Raw genomic sequence first — 17,028 nt, 5'->3', positions numbered from 1 at the left:
TTTGTTGAATAGTACAAGAAAACAAACAGAACATAATAATAAATATTACGAATATAGATATGTTCTTAATGTTTGACATATATCGTTTTGGTATAATTTCAGCTAACGTCCCGCCGGCTTTGTGTCAGGCGGGGATTTTTATCCCCAAACCATTCCGTTCAAGACTGTCGCCAAATATACGAAAAGATCGTTCCATTATTACCAAAACCCCGCTTGCACAAAACCGCTGTTGTAGGCAGTTTTTATTTTAGAATCCAGACTTTGTTGTCAGATGTCATAATTGATTCGATTAAATATCCTTTTAGCGTTATTTTTTTTAATATAGAGTTGCTGGAATCACACTTTTTTTCTCTTTCGAAGATGAATTCTTTATTTAATAATAATTCCTTTTCGGAAACAACTCTTTCATCGTCAATTTTCATACAGTTGCCAAAAGCGTACACTTGCATTTGTAGAATATTTTTATCGTTTTTTCTTAACCAAACTAATATTCTGTTTTTTTTAAAGTTTACTTCGTATGATTTATTATGCTCACATTCTCTGTAATTCATTGGTCCTTTGTATGAAGTTTTTGTATAATCGTCAAACTTATCACTGAGAACTGAGCTATCAATTTCTTTTCCACTTTGAAAAACAACAACATTTTTTACTTTATCTAAATCAAAAATATTTTTAGGAATTGGTTTCAATTTACATTCTCTTTCACATGAAATTAGAGAGAGCATTAAAAAACTTAGAAGAAATAGATTTTTAGTTTTCATTAGAAGTGTCGTTAAGTAAAATTGCCTACAACGTCCCGCCGGCTTTGTGTCAGGCGAGGATTTTTATTACTGACGTTTACAAATATACCGAAAAGTTAGAAAGGAAAAAGCCCAAAAGAAATAAGAAAGTGCAAACACCAAGCCTTTACCGATAAATCCCAAAACCCTCGCTTGCACAAAACCGCTGTTGTGCGACGTTCAAATTAATCAGCCTGAACACTTTTTGTAGTTTTCAAATTTTCTACAAGATTGAACTTCTTTTGTTTTTCATTCCAAACGTTCACAAAGTATTCTTTTTCTTGTATATCATTTGTTGAAGTACTTTTATTCTGAATGCAAATCTGTGTGATGAATAATCTACTGTTTTCGGAGAATTCAATGCAATCTTCTTCTGGAGCAAATACGCAACCTGTATAGTTTCTAGATTCTCCCATTGGAAGTTTATAAACCTTTCCAGTTTCTACATCAACCATAGCTCCATCAAGGCAACCAACCCCACATCCCCAAGTACAAACAATGTAATGACCACCGAAATTTATTTTACCTAATTTATATGCATCAGTAATTGCGGTTTTATATTGTTTAGCAATTTTATGACTATTGTAATCAATCTTAGCTTTTTTTCTGGTTGCGCTTACTTTAGCGTAATATTTGTTGAAAGAATATTTTTTTAGACTTTGTCCTTGTGCAGTAAATACACACAGTAAAAGAAATAGAAACAATAGTTTTCGATTTACCATCTTTATGAGGTCGTTTTGTATGAATGTTGCACAACGTCCCGCCGGCTTTATGTCAGTGGCTGATTTTTTATTACTGACGTTTACAAATATACCGAAATGAGTGAAAGAAAAACGTGAATTTTAATACAAAAAGTGCGAGCAAAAACTTTCCCAAAAAATCCCAAGCCCCGCCATTGCATAAAACCGCTGTTAGTGGCAGGCTTTACTATTCTTCACCCCAATTTTTCAATTCTTTCGTTCTTTCCAGTGTGCATGTAATTAAACAATCAAGTTTTAGTTTGTTTTCATAAGGTCCGCCACCATCTCCTGGATCTTGACTTTTGAATTTGCAATTTAAATCCCTAAATTTTATCCACGCTTTTTGGGCCTCAAGTAAATTCTTTCTATCCGACTCATTAAGCTCTTTTTTAAGCTTATTATATATAGAATTTAATTCCTTATCTGCTTTCTCATATGCTTTATAAAGTTCATCTTCACCCGTCACAGATTGTGAAAAGGAAATTGTAGTAAAAAATAAGAATATAACAGTGAGTGATTTTTTCATTGTGGTTCAGTTTCTTTTTTTACGATAGTTTTTTTAAGCTTGCCACTAACTCTTGTATATACGCACCAACCGCAAAACACAAAAGTTTATTAATTCGTTTAAAATCAGTGGTTTGTGAAAATATATTCTAAAAAATGCATTTCGTGTTAGTGAATATTCCTAAAATATATTTTTACAACTACTGATCGGTTCAAATGTAGAAAAATTTCACAAGTTGTCAAGCGGACTAACAATCTTTCGTATAGTGTTATCCGACACATGTGTATAAATAAAAGTGGTTTTAATATCATTATGCCCCAATAGCTCCTGTATGAATCGGATGTCAGTACCGCTCTCCAGCAAATGGGTGGCAAAACTGTGACGCAAACTGTGAATGCCGACTTTTTTAGTTATGTTGGCTTTTTTCAAAGATTTTTTAAATACTTCCTGTACGGTACGCGAACTGTATTGCCCGCCGTATTGCCCTTCAAACAAATAAACTTTTGGCTTATATTCGAGGTAATAGGAGCGAAGCTGCTCCAAAAGGCTCTCCGGCAAATTAACAAACCGATCCTTTTTCCCCTTGCCACGCTCAATATGAACCCGCATGTTTTTACTGTCAATATTCGAAATTTTCAGATTCAGTATTTCACTCAAACGCAATCCCATGCCATAACAAAGCTTAAGCATCGTGTTGTGCTTTAAATTTTCAGTGACATCCAGAATTTTTCGAATCTCATGCATATTAAGCGACTTAGGAAGCTTACTTTGCTTTTTTGGCCGAGGAATCTCAAGAAATACACGCTCCCGAAACAAGACTTTTTCATAGTAAAACTTTACGGCATTAATCCGGCTGTGCAGCGAGTTTTCCGAGAGCTTCAGATCATCAATGCAAAAAATAAGGTAACTGCGCACTTCCTTTTCGCCACAATCGTCCGCATTTAAATCCTTTAGATAATAAAGGTATTGGGCAAACTCATGTACATAGGCACGAAGGGTATTCGGACTATACCCCTTTAGTTTAAGCTGATGAATCAAACGCTGAATTTCCTCTCGGTTATGCACCGAAATTTTAGAAAGTACATATTTGCCTACCAGATAGTCTTCCGGTAAATTAAAAAGTTTCCGGTTTTCATAGGTGTCAGGAACATACCAGGCATTTAATTTTAGGTTTCATTTCGTACCTTTTACTTCTTTAATCTGATTTTCTAAGGTAGCGCTGCTTTCAAAACGAATGGAAATAATCCGTTCATTGTTAAGTTCCTCAAAAGTGAACTTGTAAGGCGTAAAATCAATCATCATGGCGTATAGTTTATATACAAACATAAGTATTTTGTAGTAATAATCCTAATCTAATTTCAAGGTGTTTTGCCCGGTGGCTAAAGCTCAGGAAGCCCGTCTTCAATGAACAAGAAACAACAAGCCTATAAAAGAATTTTACCTGTCTCACCCGGTGGCTGATATTAAGTTTCTGATCCTGTGGAAGGGGTGAAGGCCACAATCTTCAAACCACCACCCGCCAGTCGATTCGGCATCCCATTCACATCCTGAAAAAAACGAATACTCAGGAATCCAAAAACAATCGGACAGTCTGGAACATTACAGTGCAGAAGTAAGTCGGTAGGGGTAGTGGAGGCAGTGCCTAATTCGAAACATAATTCGTCACTTTCCTGAAGGGTGATATCGGTTTGCTGCTCAAAATCCAGACCCAACGTAAAATAATTCACCGTTACATGTGTGGCACCTTTTGGTTTGCCTAAGGTATCCGATGTAAATTGTTTTATGGTAAATTGCTGCTGTTCCCAATCCATTTCCCACTTAAACGGAAAAACACTGCTAAAGGAAGCGACTTTATTAAATTCAAATTGCCTTATAAGTTGTTGGGCTTCCGAAGTAACCAATCCCTTAGCAACGGTGCGCTGACCCCGTGCACTTTCTGCATCCAATTGAGTGATGTCATGAAACAATTGCACCACAACATTGTGTACATAAGGTATTTGCAACGGTTTCAGGTACTTAAAAATACCGGTTCGAAAATATTTTCCGGCTTTGACATTTTGACCAAATTCAGAAGCGTTTTCTCTCGTTCGCTGATAGTTGGCCGCTGTCTTTATTTTTTCTCCGTCAAAACCCCCAGTTTTTCTGACCACAATTTCACCGTCTTTTTCGTAAAAAGAAAGCCCGTCAAAGTTCCCGGTGAGTTGTACAATGCCCTTTAATTTACCCATAATTATATTCTCTAAAGTTTTAGTTGACTGATATACGATTTTTAAAATGTTACAGTAATGCTGATATGGTACCTATGTATTAGTGCTGTAATACTGATACAATACTGCTATAGTGCTGATGCAATATTCATGCAATACTTCTATGATATTGAAATATTACTGCTATAATATCGGTACAATACTGTTATAGTATTGATACAATACTGATATAGCAGTAGTACAATACCGGTATCTTGCCGATACAGTACTGCTATAATACTAATGCAATATTGATACCATACAGTTGTAATACCAATACAATAGTGATATAGTACTGATATAATACCTATGCAATACTGATATAGAACTTATATATTACTAATAGTATAGTGATATCGTACTGATATTATACCGATGCAATAATGCGATAATACTAATATTGTACTAATACAATAATGATACAGTACTGATATAATACCAATATCGCGATAAGGCAATACTGATACAATACTGATATAATACAAATATTGCACTAATACAATACTGACACAGTATTGATATAAGACCAATATAGTACTAATGCAATAATGATACAGTACTGATATAATACCAATATCGCACTAATGCAATAATGATACAGTACTGATTTAATACTAATGTCGTACTAATACAATACTGCTATAGTACTGATATAACACCAATATCGTACTAGTGCAATACTGCTATAGCACTGCTATAACACCAATATCGCATTGATACAATACTGATATAGCACCGATATAGTACTGATATAGTACTGATATAGTACTGATATAGTACTGATATAGTACTGATATAGTACTGATCCTTTAGTAATACAGCTCAAATATATAAATAATATCTTACAAATTAGATATAGATAACTTAGGTATAGGTAATAATTAAAAAAGGGGACAAAGAAAGTCCCCTTAATGATATAACGTAAGTCCGATATGGTTTTCTGATGCACAGATCAGAAAGAATAGGATGCCATAACGGATATGGATTTAGATTAATTTATCGGATAATCGCCGTACATGCCACGCGGCCTCCAGCGTTTCCTGTCGGCTGAGTTACGAAATCATCAGCTCCTTTATGAACAATGATCGCTTTTCCTAGAACGTCCTTTGTTGCATCGCCACAGCCAATACACCATTCGTCCGTGGTTAAAGTGATTTTTCCGTTCCCGTTAGCATCAGCAGTAAAATTCCCGATATCGCCTTTATGATATTCTCCTTCGCCCCATTTTCCGTGTTTTTTGAACGTAGGGTTCCAGTGTCCGCCTGCCGATGTAGCATCCGCCGCAGAACAATCCGCTTTTTCATGGATGTGGATTGCATGCACCCCAGGATCCAATCCCGCAATAGTGGCAGTGAAAGTTACTTTTCCTCCTTTTTCAGAAAAGACAGCCGTTCCCGAAGTAGTCGTTCCGCTTTTTGCTTCCAAAGCGACTTTTACTTCATTGATCTTCTGTTCCGTTTTTGTTTTACAACCTACAACGGCAAGGGCAACAATTAAAATAGAGAAGCTTATTTTTTTCATAACAATGAATTTAATGGTTATTGAAGAAGTAAAGTTACTGCTAAATTTCTTACGCCGGATTAGGTATGGTTAAAAAATGAACTTTTACTGCTTTGATATATTTATGTTATTGATTTACAGATAAATAAAATAAAATTCGTAAATTCGATACTTGTTTTTAACAGTTAATTTCTTAAGACCGCCCCTTCTTGTAAGTTATTGAAATATAATTTTTTAATAGTATGAGGAAGTGTCTATTTACAGCAGCTATGATATGTCTTTCGTTTATATGCTGCAATTCGGTCAAAACTAAAAAGGATCAGTTAGAAAATCTTAACGGCTCCTGGGAATTGGTTTCTATTTCCGGGCAGGAAAACTCATTTGACGTATTGTATCGCGACAAAAGGCCCACCATCAATTTTGTAACAAAAGATGATGTAGTTTCGGGAAACAGCAGCTGCAATTCCTATTCCGGTAAACTGACGGTAGACGGGAATAAAATCAGTTTTAAGGAACCGATGGCCATGACAAGAATGATGTGCGGCGATGGTAAAGGGGAAAGTGTATATATGAAAACCCTGCAGAAAATCGATTCCTATACTATTTCAAAAGATAATAAAACCCTGAATTTCAACATGGATAATAAGACCTTGATGCGTTTTGTTAGAAAATAATGACGCGAGTCTTACAAGCTTTTCAATAGTTAGTTGAACGACTTTGGCTTACGCAGTAAATATGTAAATTATGAGAAAACTAGCCTTTTCAATTGCATTAATCAGCTGTTTAACGCAGGTTTCTGCTCAAATTACAGATCGCACTTATTTTGGTGTAAAATTAGGAGGGAATTGGTCTACCACTAAATACGATCCTTCAGTAAATGGCCTTGAAACGGATTATAAGAGCGGTTTCGTGGGCGGAGTCTATTATAATTATGCCATTAGTAAGAAGACGTCCATTCAGCCTGAATTGCTATATTCGGTAATGGGTTCCGACATAAGCCAGTCGTATCCCGATCCGGATTTGGGGGGCAGATTGAAACTCGAATATCTATCCGTCCCGGTTTTATTTAAGTTTAACCCTATCTGGAGATTCTCGGTCTTTGCAGGGCCGCAATTCGATTTTCTGATAAATTCAACTTCAGAGGCTGACAGTCAGAGTAAAATTGACCAAAAAGATAATCTGAAAAGCACGGATATCGCCGGGACATTTGGAATAGAATATTGGATAACAAGCAATATTGGAGTTTACGCAAGATACATTTACGGATTTATGGATATCAACGACAGTCATGGTACAAATGCTACGGTGCCTGTCTATCCGTCTAATCCCAAACACATTGTTGAAGATATAAACAATCAAGCTGTGCAGGTTGGTATTACCATCGGATTTAGGTCTGCTCCAAAAACGCTTGAAGATATGAAAACAAATCCTCCGTCACTTGAAACCATGGCTCCGGTTGCGGCTCCTTCTGTGGCGGTATCAGATAAAGATACTGATGGAGATGGTGTTTTCGACAGTAAAGACAAATGTCCAAATGTTGCCGGTTCGCCTAAATATGATGGTTGTCCTGTTCCTGATACAGACGGTGACGGAATCAATGACGAGAATGATAAATGTCCGACAGTTGCTGGTGTAGCAAAATACGCAGGTTGCCCAATCCCGGACGGAGATGGGGACGGTGTAAATGATGATGATGATAAATGTCCAAAACTTATTGGAATAAAAGACAATTTAGGTTGCCCCGAAATGACATTCTACTTCAAAAAAGCGATGTCGGCATTAAGTGCAGAAGATAAAGCTAACTTGGACAAAGTGGTGAAATTCCTTAATGCGAATCCTGACTTAAGTGTCGATGTAGAAGGCCATACAAGTACGCCTGGTACTGAAGCATATAACCAAAGTCTATCTGAAAGAAGAGCAAGAGCCGCCGTAGATTATCTCGTCGCAAAAGGCATCAACAAGAATCGTTTGAAAGCCGTTGGTTATGGCGAGCGTTTCCCGATTGGCGATAACAGTAAGGAAGAAGGAAAAGCTAAAAGCCGCAGAACGGTTATCAGAGTAGTTAAATAGTTTAATTAAACGAGTTTAATATAGTAATCAAGGGAGGCAAATTAGCAAGTCTCCCTTATTTTTTGTGTTTAAAAGCCATCATAATCAAAAAACGAAGAAACGTTTACCATTATGTTAACAAACTGCTGTTCTGTATTTCCATTATAATCGGTATATTTGCAAACTTTTAAAATGAATATCAAAATTTGTTGGTTTTTTCCAACTGTAATTTAAAAATATAATGAAAGCAGGAATTGTAGGATTGCCAAATGTTGGGAAATCAACATTATTCAATTGTTTGTCCAATGCAAAAGCACAGAGCGCGAACTTTCCGTTTTGTACTATCGAGCCTAATATCGGAGTGGTAAATGTACCGGACCCGCGTATCAACAGACTTGAAGAGTTAGTTAAACCGGAGCGTGTTCAAATGGCAACTGTTGATATTGTTGATATCGCCGGATTAGTAAAAGGAGCAAGTAAAGGAGAAGGTCTTGGAAACCAGTTCCTTGGAAACATCAGAGAATGTAATGCTATCATTCACGTTTTACGTTGTTTTGACAATGATAATATCGTTCACGTTGACGGTAACGTAAACCCAATCCGTGATAAAGAAACCATCGATATCGAATTACAGTTGAAAGACCTTGAAACCATCGATAAGCGTTTGGAAAAAGTAAACCGTACTGCGAAAACAGGTAACAAAGAGGCTCAGACTGAAAAGGCATTATTGGACAGAATCCGTGAGGCTTTAATGCAGGCAAAGTCGGCTCGTACTGTTGTTCCTCAAAATCAGGATGAAACCGATTTGATGGAAGACTTCCAGTTGATCACTACAAAACCGGTATTGTATGTTTGTAACGTTGATGAGGCTTCGGCAGTTAACGGTAACAAATATGTAGATCAGGTACGTGAGATGGTAAAAGATGAGCAGGCAGAAGTTATCGTTCTTTCTGTTGGTGCGGAAGCCGATATTACTGAATTAGAGAGCTACGAAGAGCGTCAAATCTTCTTAGAGGATTTAGGACTGCAGGAACCGGGTTCTTCTGTTTTGATCCGCGCTGCTTATAAACTATTAAACCTTCAGACGTATTTCACGGCTGGTGTTAAGGAAGTAAGAGCCTGGACTATCAAAATTGGTGATACTGCACCAAAAGCAGCAGGAGTGATCCACACTGATTTCGAAAAAGGATTCATCCGTGCAGAAGTGATCGCTTTTGATGACTACTCAAACTTCGGTTCGGAATCAAAAGTAAAAGAAGCAGGAAAACTTCGCGTGGAAGGAAAAGAATACATCGTTAAAGACGGAGATGTAATGCACTTCAGATTTAATGTATAATTGTAAGAAATTATAATAAAAATAAACAGAAACGAAGCCACTAAAGAGATTTAGTGGCTTTCGTGATTTATATTGCTGTTAATCTGATTATTCGTGCCGTTTCTCTAATTCATTGTTTTTGTAAGTATTTCGGATGTGAGGAAACAAAAAATATTCTTTACATTTGTTAGTGAGTCGTTTTGTTCAGTTTGATTATTAACGGTTTACATTTCTTTTCCGAATAACATCCACAGTTATTTTAGAAAAGATTTCCAAAAAAAACAAGAGCATGGTAAACAAGACAAGAGCATCCATGGAATTGACCTTACTGGTATTTGTCATGTCTTGTTTTATTGTGGGAATTGGTGTTTATGGCCTTATAGAAATTCGCCAACTAAACAAAAAATCCGAAGAGCTTTTTAAGGATCGGTTAATTCCGATGGACCAGTTGGGTGATGTTCGTTATTATACTTCGGTAATACTTTCCACAGCACATCATACCAATAAGAAACAAATATCTTTTAACGAAGCCAGGAAAAAAATCAGCGATGCTAAAGACAGTATCGATACCAATTGGAAAGCTTATGAGTTGACTTACCTTACCCCTGAGGAAAGACTCATGGTGATTAAAACAGACTCCCTGATGAAAAAATCATCGGTCACAATTGAGAAACTAAAACTGATTTTGGCTAATGGTGATGAAGAAGCACTGGATGACCTTTCAAAAAAGGAATTATTTCAGACTTTAAATCCAGTTTTGACCGAAGTGAGTGATTTGCGTAATCTGCAAGTTAAAATAGGTATGGAACTTTATAAGGATATTGAAGAAGGATATTCGTCCTATACCCAAAAGTTTATATTGACATTTTTGATTGCTTTACTTTTTGCCCTTCCATTTTCATACTATTTGATCAGAAAGAACCTTTTAATTATCGAAAATGTTAATCTCAACAATGCTAAGTTATTTCTAACGGAGAAAAATTATCGTAACTTAATTGAATATGCCGGTGAAGCCATTTTGGTATTGAATGAGGAAACAGAAGTCATGGACTTAAATGAAATCGCCTGCCATCTTTTCGGATATACGCGTGAAGAAATGTTGCAGATGAAGGTTTCTGAATTGATCGCCCCGGAGGAACTCGATGATCAGACTTTTGTCATTGATAATTTAAAAAAGAAGAAATCGGCTTTAATTTATCGGAAAATAAAAAGAAAAGACGGTACGCTCAGGGAGGTTGAAATCAGTGCCCGTCTCATGGAAGGAAGAGGTTTCTTTGGTATTATCCGCGATATAACAGAGCGTAATAAAGCCGAAGCAGCCCTTAAGGAATCCGAAGAAAAATACAGATATCTATTCAATAACAGTCCTGCCTGCATCTTTATTTGGGATCTGGAAACTTTAAAAATTCAGGAAGTTAATGAAACAGTATTAAACAAATATGGTTATTCCGGAGAAGAATGGAGCACCATGACCGTCCTTGATTATCGTCCGGCTGAAGATCATGGGAAATTAAGAGAGTTTGCGCACAAAATGCTTCATGGTCAAGAAACTTTCATAAAACAAAACTGGAAACATTTCAAAAAGAATGGTGAAGAGATGATCATGGAGATTAATCCTCATAGAATAATTTATAATAACCGTCCGTCAGCTTTAACATTAGCCAATGATGTTACGGAAAAGGTAAGGGCAGAAGACAAATTAGCGGAACGTGAGGCTCAGCTCAATCTGTTTATACAACACAGTCCAGCCAGTTTAGCCATGTTTGATACAGATATGCGATACATTGCCTGCAGCCGAAGATGGATAACGGATTATAAACTGGGCGATCAGGATATCATTGGGAAATCCCATTATGAAGTATTCCCGGAAATAGGACAGGAGTGGAAAGATAAACACCAGCGTGTCTTGAAAGGGGCTATTGAAAAGAAGGATGAAGACTCATTCCTGAGGGCTGACGGAAGTGTGGATTGGCTGAGATGGGAAGTTCGCCCGTGGTATAAAGCCAATGGAGAAATAGGCGGAATAATTATGCTTACCGAAGTGATTACGGAACGAAAAAGAGCCACAGAGCTTTTTAAAAGCCAGTTTGAGAACTCTCCGGATCTAATTCTCTATGTGAACAGATTCCTCAAAATAGAAGCGATAAACAGGGTTAAAACCCCTGGAATGACGCCGGAGGATATGGTTGGGGTAGATTGTGTTTCCGTGCTTCCGATTGAAAGTCAGGAGATGGCGAGAGAAGCTTTGGAGAAATGCTTCACTACCGGAGAACATCTGGAAATTGAAAACATGCTTTCCCACGGCGGTTGGGTGCGCTCCCGATTTGTTCCGATACTTACCAATGGCGAAGTGACGCACGTAATGATTTTCGGTACCAATATTACTGAAAGAAAACGAGCCGAGTTAAAACTCCTGCAAAGTGAAGAAAAATACCGTGCTTTAACTGAAAACATCAGTGATGCCATTATTTTGGTGAATGCGGATTATGAGATTGAATACCAGAGCCCTTCCGCGGCAAGGATATCCGGTTACGGTTTGGAAGAATTTAAATCAAAACAATTGCTGAGTTTCATACATCCGGAGGATTTCGTAAAAGCTCAAAAGTTTTTAACGGAATTGCGTAATTCTCCCGGTGTGTCCCTGCAGAATCAGTTTCGTATCATCCATAAACATGGACATGAAGTTTGGGTGGAAGGAGCAGGTCTGAACCTGTTGGATAGAGCAGGAATTAATGGGATAATCCTGAATTACCGGGATATCACGATGCGTAAGAAAGCCGAAGAGGCCTTAATTCTTTCCAACGAAGAACTGAAAAAAACGAATTCAGAGTTAGATCGTTTTGTATACAGTACATCCCACGATCTGCGAGCTCCGCTAAAATCAATCCTCGGATTAATAAACATTACCAAAACTGAAATCGAAGAAAAAGAGAACAGCGATGAAAACAATAAGTTGATTGACAGATTAAAGATGCTCAACACCAGCGCTTCCAGATTAGATGATTTTATTGAGGACATTCTGAATTACTCTAAAAATGCGCGCATGAATCTGGAAGATGATGAGATTGATTTTGCAGCCTTGTTCAGTGAAGTAAAAGGAAATCTCAAATTTCCGGAAGAGGGAAAAAACATCGACTTAAAACTAAGTGTAAATGCGGAAGCACAATTTATTTGTGATTATGACCGACTTTTCATTGTAATTAACAATATTCTTGGGAATGCCTATAAATATTACGACAGAGACAAGGAGAATTCCTTTATTTTTGTTAACTTTAAGTGCAATAATGAAAATGCCATAATCACAATTGAAGACAATGGCATAGGTATTGATGAAAATGAACAGGGTAAAATTTTTGACATGTTTTATCGTTCCAGCTCGCTTTCTACCGGTGCAGGTATTGGATTGTACATCGTCAAAGAAACATTGGATAAATTAAAGGGGAATATATCCGTCAAATCGAAAGTAAACGAAGGAACCTTATTTACCATAACGATCCCAAATCGAAAATAATTTTAAAATGGTTATGAAAATGAAGAATATAATGCTAATTGATGACAATGGTATCGATAACTTTATCTCAAATCATGTCGTTACCAAGAGCGGAGTTGCAGAAAAAATATCGTTAATGAGTTCAGCTATCGATGCATTACTTTATCTTGAAAAGGTCAAGGAAGATTTTGAAGAATTCCCGGATTTGATTTTTCTCGATATTTCCATGCCGGTAATGGACGGCTTCGGTTTTCTCAATGAGGTGACTAAATTCCGGAAAGTCAGCGAAAAGCGTTGTTTTATTGTAATGCTCACTTCTTCCAATAATAAAAATGATATCGAGAGGGCCAGACAATACAGTATTGTGAAAGATTATTTTGTTAAACCTCTAAAATCCGAAATGATCAATTTGCTCATGAACAGAAAAATAAATTAATTGCTATTCATATATAAAAAAACGTCCTGTTTAAATTTGACAGGACGTTTTTTTATTTTTAATTATTTGATTACTTCTGCTTTTTCTGTAATGACTGTATCGGTTTTCGGATCAACAGACTGCATGATAAAATTACCGCTGCTGTCAAAATAGCCCACCGAAACTTTTTTACCTGTAACGATATAGGAACCATTGGAAGCTTCACGAAGGGTTACCAGTCTTTTTTTGGTGTCAGGATTAATAAGTGAATATCCAACTTTGTCTAAAATCAACTTATATTTTGCTCCTTCATAAAGATAATATCCTGAGTAATCGTGGCTTATTTCTCTTGTAACACCATCCACAGTAACTTTAATTTTTGTGGTTACATCGGCTGGAGTGTCCAAGACCTCTTTCTCTTTGGAGTTTGAGTTTGGATCTTTAAACTCAATTTTCTTTACTTCGTTAACTTCTTCCGTTTTAACCGTTGTTTTTTCTCCCTTGGAATCTTTAACTGTTTTTGTCGTAGTTGTGGATTCTTTTTTTACATCCGTGTTTTGAGCAGTAATGCCCACTGTGGTGAATAAAGCTGCAATGATTAATATTACTTTTTTCATGACATTTTAATTTAATCATTAATACATTGCAAAATTAGTTATAAAAAACAAGTAATGTATTAAAAATCATATTAAAAGAAGTTCAAAAGTGTTTATTTGTGAATAAATTAACATATTTCAGGAGTAAGTGTTATTTTTTTATTTGTCAGAAGTTATATAATAAATTGTGATAAGAATAAAGGTGTTCCTGTTTCAATTTGATTAAATTTGAGCATAAAACGATGCGTTATGAAAATAGTTGCCTTTGGCGGAAGTAACAGTAAACATTCGATCAATAAAAAGCTGGCTACCTATGTTGCCAATTTATTTGAAAACACCGAGGTTGAAGTCCTGGACCTGAATGATTTTGCGTTGCCTTTATTCAGTGTTGATTTGGAAAAGGAATTAGGTAAACCCAAACTGGCAAGGGATTTTCTGGATAAAATGGCTTCTGCCGATATGATTGTCCTTTCCATGGCCGAGAACAACGGAAACTACTCGGCGGCTTTTAAAAATCTTTTCGACTGGGCATCCCGTCAGGATATCAAAGTGTTTCAGAATAAACCAATGCTTCTGCTTTCAACTTCAGACGGTAAAAGAGGAGCCGCTCGCGTTATGGAAATTGCCCAAGCTGCTTTTCCGCGCTACGGAGCTAATATTATAGGCAGTTTTTCATTACCAAGTTTCTATGAAAACTTCGATATAGAAAACATGAAAATTTCTGATCCGATACTGGACAATCAGGTAAAGGACATTGTCAAGAATCTTAATTTTTAAGTTAGACTTTCTTTAGTAATCCATTAAAGTTTTTACTGGGCTTTACTCGGAGTATGTACGGCTTATGTACGTACTAAGTACGATGTATCTCCTTTTTAAAAATAAGTGAAGATGGCTGAATTTGAGACAGTAGGTCTTTTCGGTAAAACAGTATGTTCTTTTTGTATATTTGACTGAATGATACTACTGAAGAACCAAATCTAATCAATAACCAAACTTAAATTATGACTGAAGGACAAAAAACAATAGCAACCTGGATACTTATAGTTTCGGGCATATTTGCATTGATGGAAATTATGGTAAGCTTCTCGATATGGTTTTCACCACATTCGGTTATAGAGACCATCGATCTTAACGCAAAAGGAGTAGCGTATGTAACCGAAATGTGGGCAGTACGACAATTTGCACTCGGTTTCATCTTTGCTTTTGCGGTCTTCAAAAAATCTGCACCGATGCTGACAATTGCTTATATTTTCTTTTTGGTAATGTTTATCGGCGATTTCCTTATCGGAATTGCTCAGAAAGAAACGCCGCTTATGATTAGTGCTGTGGTAATGTGTATCATTTCCTCGCTGATGCTGGTTGTGATCAATAGGAAAAAGCAAATTAGAGCGTAATCGTTTCTATTTAGAATATGACCATACCTAAAAACACAGTCTTTCTTCTGATTTTGCTATGCTTTATGAGTTGCATTGATAAAGAAGCACAGGATCCAAAGCCAATCAGGGAAAATAAAATCACTCCTGAAAATTCAAAAAAGGAGATTGTCCGCCTTAATGAGAAGAAAAACAAAGGGACGCTGGACATTTCGTTTATTGGCAAGCGATCGGCTGATATTGACAGCTACGTACTGCATGAATGTTTCGGGAGCATCTTAGGTGGAAACGCTACGGATGCTAAATATTTTATTTCGGAATATTCAGAAATAATCGATGAATGCAGAAATGGAAAGAACAAGATAGTATTCGGGAGATATGATAAAAGGCTGACTAGTCAAACACCAGATTTTAAAATACTTGACGAGCTGAATGTAGTAGTAAACGATCCTAAATTAGTGTATTATCATGTTCCGTTAGTACTGGGGAATAACGAAGAAATGAACTATTTAGTGGAATTTGAAGATAATAGGGAAGAAGTTATAAAAAAGGTTTTCAGGATTTGGAAAATTGATTTTGAAAAGGAAAAATTTGTTGAAATAGCGAAACCGGAAAACTTTACTTTTTTAAATCCCGACTATATTGAAGAATAAAAAAGCAATTAAATGAAACACCTTAAATTGGTATCTTTGGTACTCGGACTTTTGTTCATTGGATGCAATCAGGCTGAAAACAAAACAGCTTCCACAACAGAAAAAAATATAATATCTTCATCTGACGATAAAAAAGAAATTCAAAATGTTATCAGACAGGTTCTTAATTGGAGCAATACAAAAGGTTCGATCGACTTACTTCCTGTGCTGACTGATAAAGACAGTATCTGTATCGGTTTTGATCTCAAAGGGCATAAACGCAATCTTGAGAAGTTAGAAAAGACAACTCTTTTTGCTGAGGAATTCATCGATAACTACAATCAAATCATCCTTACACTTGACAAAAAGATAAAGAACAAAGAGCTGGAAGAATGGAATACTTATGAGTTGCCGACATTCAATTTTGTAAATGATGTAGATCCCTGGTGTTTATGTCAGGACGTGCCATACGACGAACCAAAACCTTGGGGTTTGATAGAAATCAGCAACCTGAAGCTTGATGGAAATAAAGCTAATGCTGAATGGAAATGGGGAAAACTGGAACCGAATTCAGATCAAAGCTTGAAGGACTTTTCATATAATTTCCGAGCTGTGAAAGAAAATGGAAAATGGAAAATTTCTTATTTGCAGGGTTTTGATTTCAATGAAAGTACGAGATAAGGTAAAATTATTTAATTATCTGATAATGAAATTTTAATAGTATTGAATGAAAAAGATATCACTATTGTTTATTATCCTTCTGTTTAGTTGTTCTCCAAAGGAAAACGATTTGGAGAGCATCGAAATTATGACGTATTACTATGTGCCAGATAAAGAACAGAGCAAGCTGATAACAGACTGTATTGATTATTCAAAAATTGATGGTTCGGGGAATGCGGAAGCTATCAGACAAATTAAATTGGATGAATCAAAATATATTTACCTGAAAACTGAAATTGATTCTAAAATAGTATCGGATATAGCAGAAGCTACTAAGTCTAAAAATGACAGCTTTTACGAAAAACAAAGTGACACAACTTCATTAGATTTTTATTGCGGACCAACTATCAGAGTAAAAGCAAAATTTGAAGACGGTAAGGTTTTAACTTTTACTTACAGGGAAAATGAAAAGGATCCCAGGTTTTTTTCCTTTATAAAAATTCAGAATAGTATTTCATCCAACTACAAGAAAAAACGTTACGAAATTATTGATTCGGTAAATATCAGAAAAGGGCAGAAAGCGTTTGAAAAGTTTTCCTTTAGCAAGGATACATTAAGCTTACCTATACCGCCTTTATCAATTGATGCGAGCGAACAAGTGAAATTTCCTCCGCCCAATAAATAATTTCATTTTAAATCTTTTTGTTATAGGTCTGCGGTAAAGCAAA

At 36.2% G+C, this 17,028-nt stretch carries 18 protein-coding genes; 10 read left to right on the top strand and 8 right to left on the bottom strand.

Annotated features, from left to right (window positions below; genetic code table 11):
- Positions 1-242 precede the first annotated feature (242 nt).
- From AC3E9U_RS15885 to AC3E9U_RS15855, 7 genes are all read right to left on the bottom strand, one after another.
- The gene (locus AC3E9U_RS15885; protein ID WP_488747913.1) at positions 243-761 is read right to left on the bottom strand and encodes a hypothetical protein; all 519 of its coding nucleotides are present in this window, start codon (positions 759-761) and stop codon (positions 243-245) included.
- Positions 762-964: 203 nt separating this feature from the next.
- Positions 965-1,501 (bottom strand): hypothetical protein, encoded by a 537-nt coding sequence (locus AC3E9U_RS15880; RefSeq protein WP_488747912.1) that lies wholly within the window; start codon positions 1,499-1,501, stop codon positions 965-967.
- A gap of 205 nt (positions 1,502-1,706) precedes the next feature.
- Complete coding sequence (locus AC3E9U_RS15875) at positions 1,707-2,045, bottom strand: lysozyme inhibitor LprI family protein (protein WP_488747911.1); 339 nt, start codon at positions 2,043-2,045, stop codon at positions 1,707-1,709.
- A 207-nt stretch (positions 2,046-2,252) separates the two neighbouring features.
- The gene (locus AC3E9U_RS15870) at positions 2,253-3,089 is read right to left on the bottom strand and encodes a tyrosine-type recombinase/integrase (protein ID WP_488747910.1); all 837 of its coding nucleotides are present in this window, start codon (positions 3,087-3,089) and stop codon (positions 2,253-2,255) included.
- Between the two features lie 108 nt (positions 3,090-3,197).
- A complete protein-coding gene (locus AC3E9U_RS15865; protein ID WP_488747909.1) occupies positions 3,198-3,350 on the bottom strand; it encodes a hypothetical protein in 153 nt (50 codons plus the stop codon).
- 137 nt (positions 3,351-3,487) lie between these two features.
- Complete coding sequence (locus AC3E9U_RS15860) at positions 3,488-4,252, bottom strand: hypothetical protein (protein WP_488747908.1); 765 nt, start codon at positions 4,250-4,252, stop codon at positions 3,488-3,490.
- Positions 4,253-5,266: 1,014 nt separating this feature from the next.
- Positions 5,267-5,791 (bottom strand): superoxide dismutase family protein, encoded by a 525-nt coding sequence (locus AC3E9U_RS15855; RefSeq protein ID WP_488747907.1) that lies wholly within the window; start codon positions 5,789-5,791, stop codon positions 5,267-5,269.
- Between the two features lie 221 nt (positions 5,792-6,012).
- Between AC3E9U_RS15855 and AC3E9U_RS15850 the strand changes: the two genes are divergently transcribed.
- The 5 genes from AC3E9U_RS15850 to AC3E9U_RS15830 all read left to right on the top strand — a co-directional run bounded on the left by AC3E9U_RS15850 (position 6,013) and on the right by AC3E9U_RS15830 (position 13,060).
- Positions 6,013-6,444: an META domain-containing protein gene (locus tag AC3E9U_RS15850; RefSeq protein ID WP_488747906.1), complete on the top strand. Its 432-nt coding sequence runs from the start codon at positions 6,013-6,015 to the stop codon at positions 6,442-6,444.
- Between the two features lie 70 nt (positions 6,445-6,514).
- Positions 6,515-7,840, top strand: a complete 1,326-nt coding sequence (locus AC3E9U_RS15845; protein ID WP_488747905.1) for an OmpA family protein — start codon at positions 6,515-6,517, stop codon at positions 7,838-7,840.
- 220 nt (positions 7,841-8,060) lie between these two features.
- Positions 8,061-9,155, top strand: coding sequence for a redox-regulated ATPase YchF (gene ychF / locus AC3E9U_RS15840; RefSeq protein ID WP_488747904.1), 1,095 nt, complete (start codon positions 8,061-8,063; stop codon positions 9,153-9,155).
- Between the two features lie 268 nt (positions 9,156-9,423).
- Positions 9,424-12,645, top strand: a complete 3,222-nt coding sequence (locus AC3E9U_RS15835) for a PAS domain S-box protein (RefSeq protein WP_488747903.1) — start codon at positions 9,424-9,426, stop codon at positions 12,643-12,645.
- A gap of 19 nt (positions 12,646-12,664) precedes the next feature.
- Positions 12,665-13,060: a response regulator gene (locus AC3E9U_RS15830; RefSeq protein ID WP_488747902.1), complete on the top strand. Its 396-nt coding sequence runs from the start codon at positions 12,665-12,667 to the stop codon at positions 13,058-13,060.
- Positions 13,061-13,122: 62 nt separating this feature from the next.
- On the opposite strand, the gene AC3E9U_RS15825 is transcribed toward AC3E9U_RS15830, so the two are convergent.
- Positions 13,123-13,656: a hypothetical protein gene (locus tag AC3E9U_RS15825; protein WP_488747901.1), complete on the bottom strand. Its 534-nt coding sequence runs from the start codon at positions 13,654-13,656 to the stop codon at positions 13,123-13,125.
- Positions 13,657-13,884: 228 nt separating this feature from the next.
- Between AC3E9U_RS15825 and AC3E9U_RS15820 the strand changes: the two genes are divergently transcribed.
- The 5 genes from AC3E9U_RS15820 to AC3E9U_RS15800 all read left to right on the top strand — a co-directional run bounded on the left by AC3E9U_RS15820 (position 13,885) and on the right by AC3E9U_RS15800 (position 16,985).
- The gene (locus AC3E9U_RS15820) at positions 13,885-14,412 is read left to right on the top strand and encodes an NADPH-dependent FMN reductase (protein ID WP_488747900.1); all 528 of its coding nucleotides are present in this window, start codon (positions 13,885-13,887) and stop codon (positions 14,410-14,412) included.
- 224 nt (positions 14,413-14,636) lie between these two features.
- Positions 14,637-15,029, top strand: coding sequence for a hypothetical protein (locus AC3E9U_RS15815; RefSeq protein ID WP_488747899.1), 393 nt, complete (start codon positions 14,637-14,639; stop codon positions 15,027-15,029).
- Between the two features lie 17 nt (positions 15,030-15,046).
- Complete coding sequence (locus tag AC3E9U_RS15810; protein WP_488747898.1) at positions 15,047-15,661, top strand: hypothetical protein; 615 nt, start codon at positions 15,047-15,049, stop codon at positions 15,659-15,661.
- A gap of 12 nt (positions 15,662-15,673) precedes the next feature.
- Positions 15,674-16,321: a hypothetical protein gene (locus AC3E9U_RS15805; protein ID WP_488747897.1), complete on the top strand. Its 648-nt coding sequence runs from the start codon at positions 15,674-15,676 to the stop codon at positions 16,319-16,321.
- 46 nt (positions 16,322-16,367) lie between these two features.
- Positions 16,368-16,985, top strand: a complete 618-nt coding sequence (locus AC3E9U_RS15800; protein ID WP_488747896.1) for a hypothetical protein — start codon at positions 16,368-16,370, stop codon at positions 16,983-16,985.
- Positions 16,986-17,028: the final 43 nt, after the last annotated feature.

It is taken from the genome of Flavobacterium sp. 21.1 (assembly GCF_057801535.1).
This window is presented reverse-complemented; position numbering and strand designations above follow the sequence as displayed.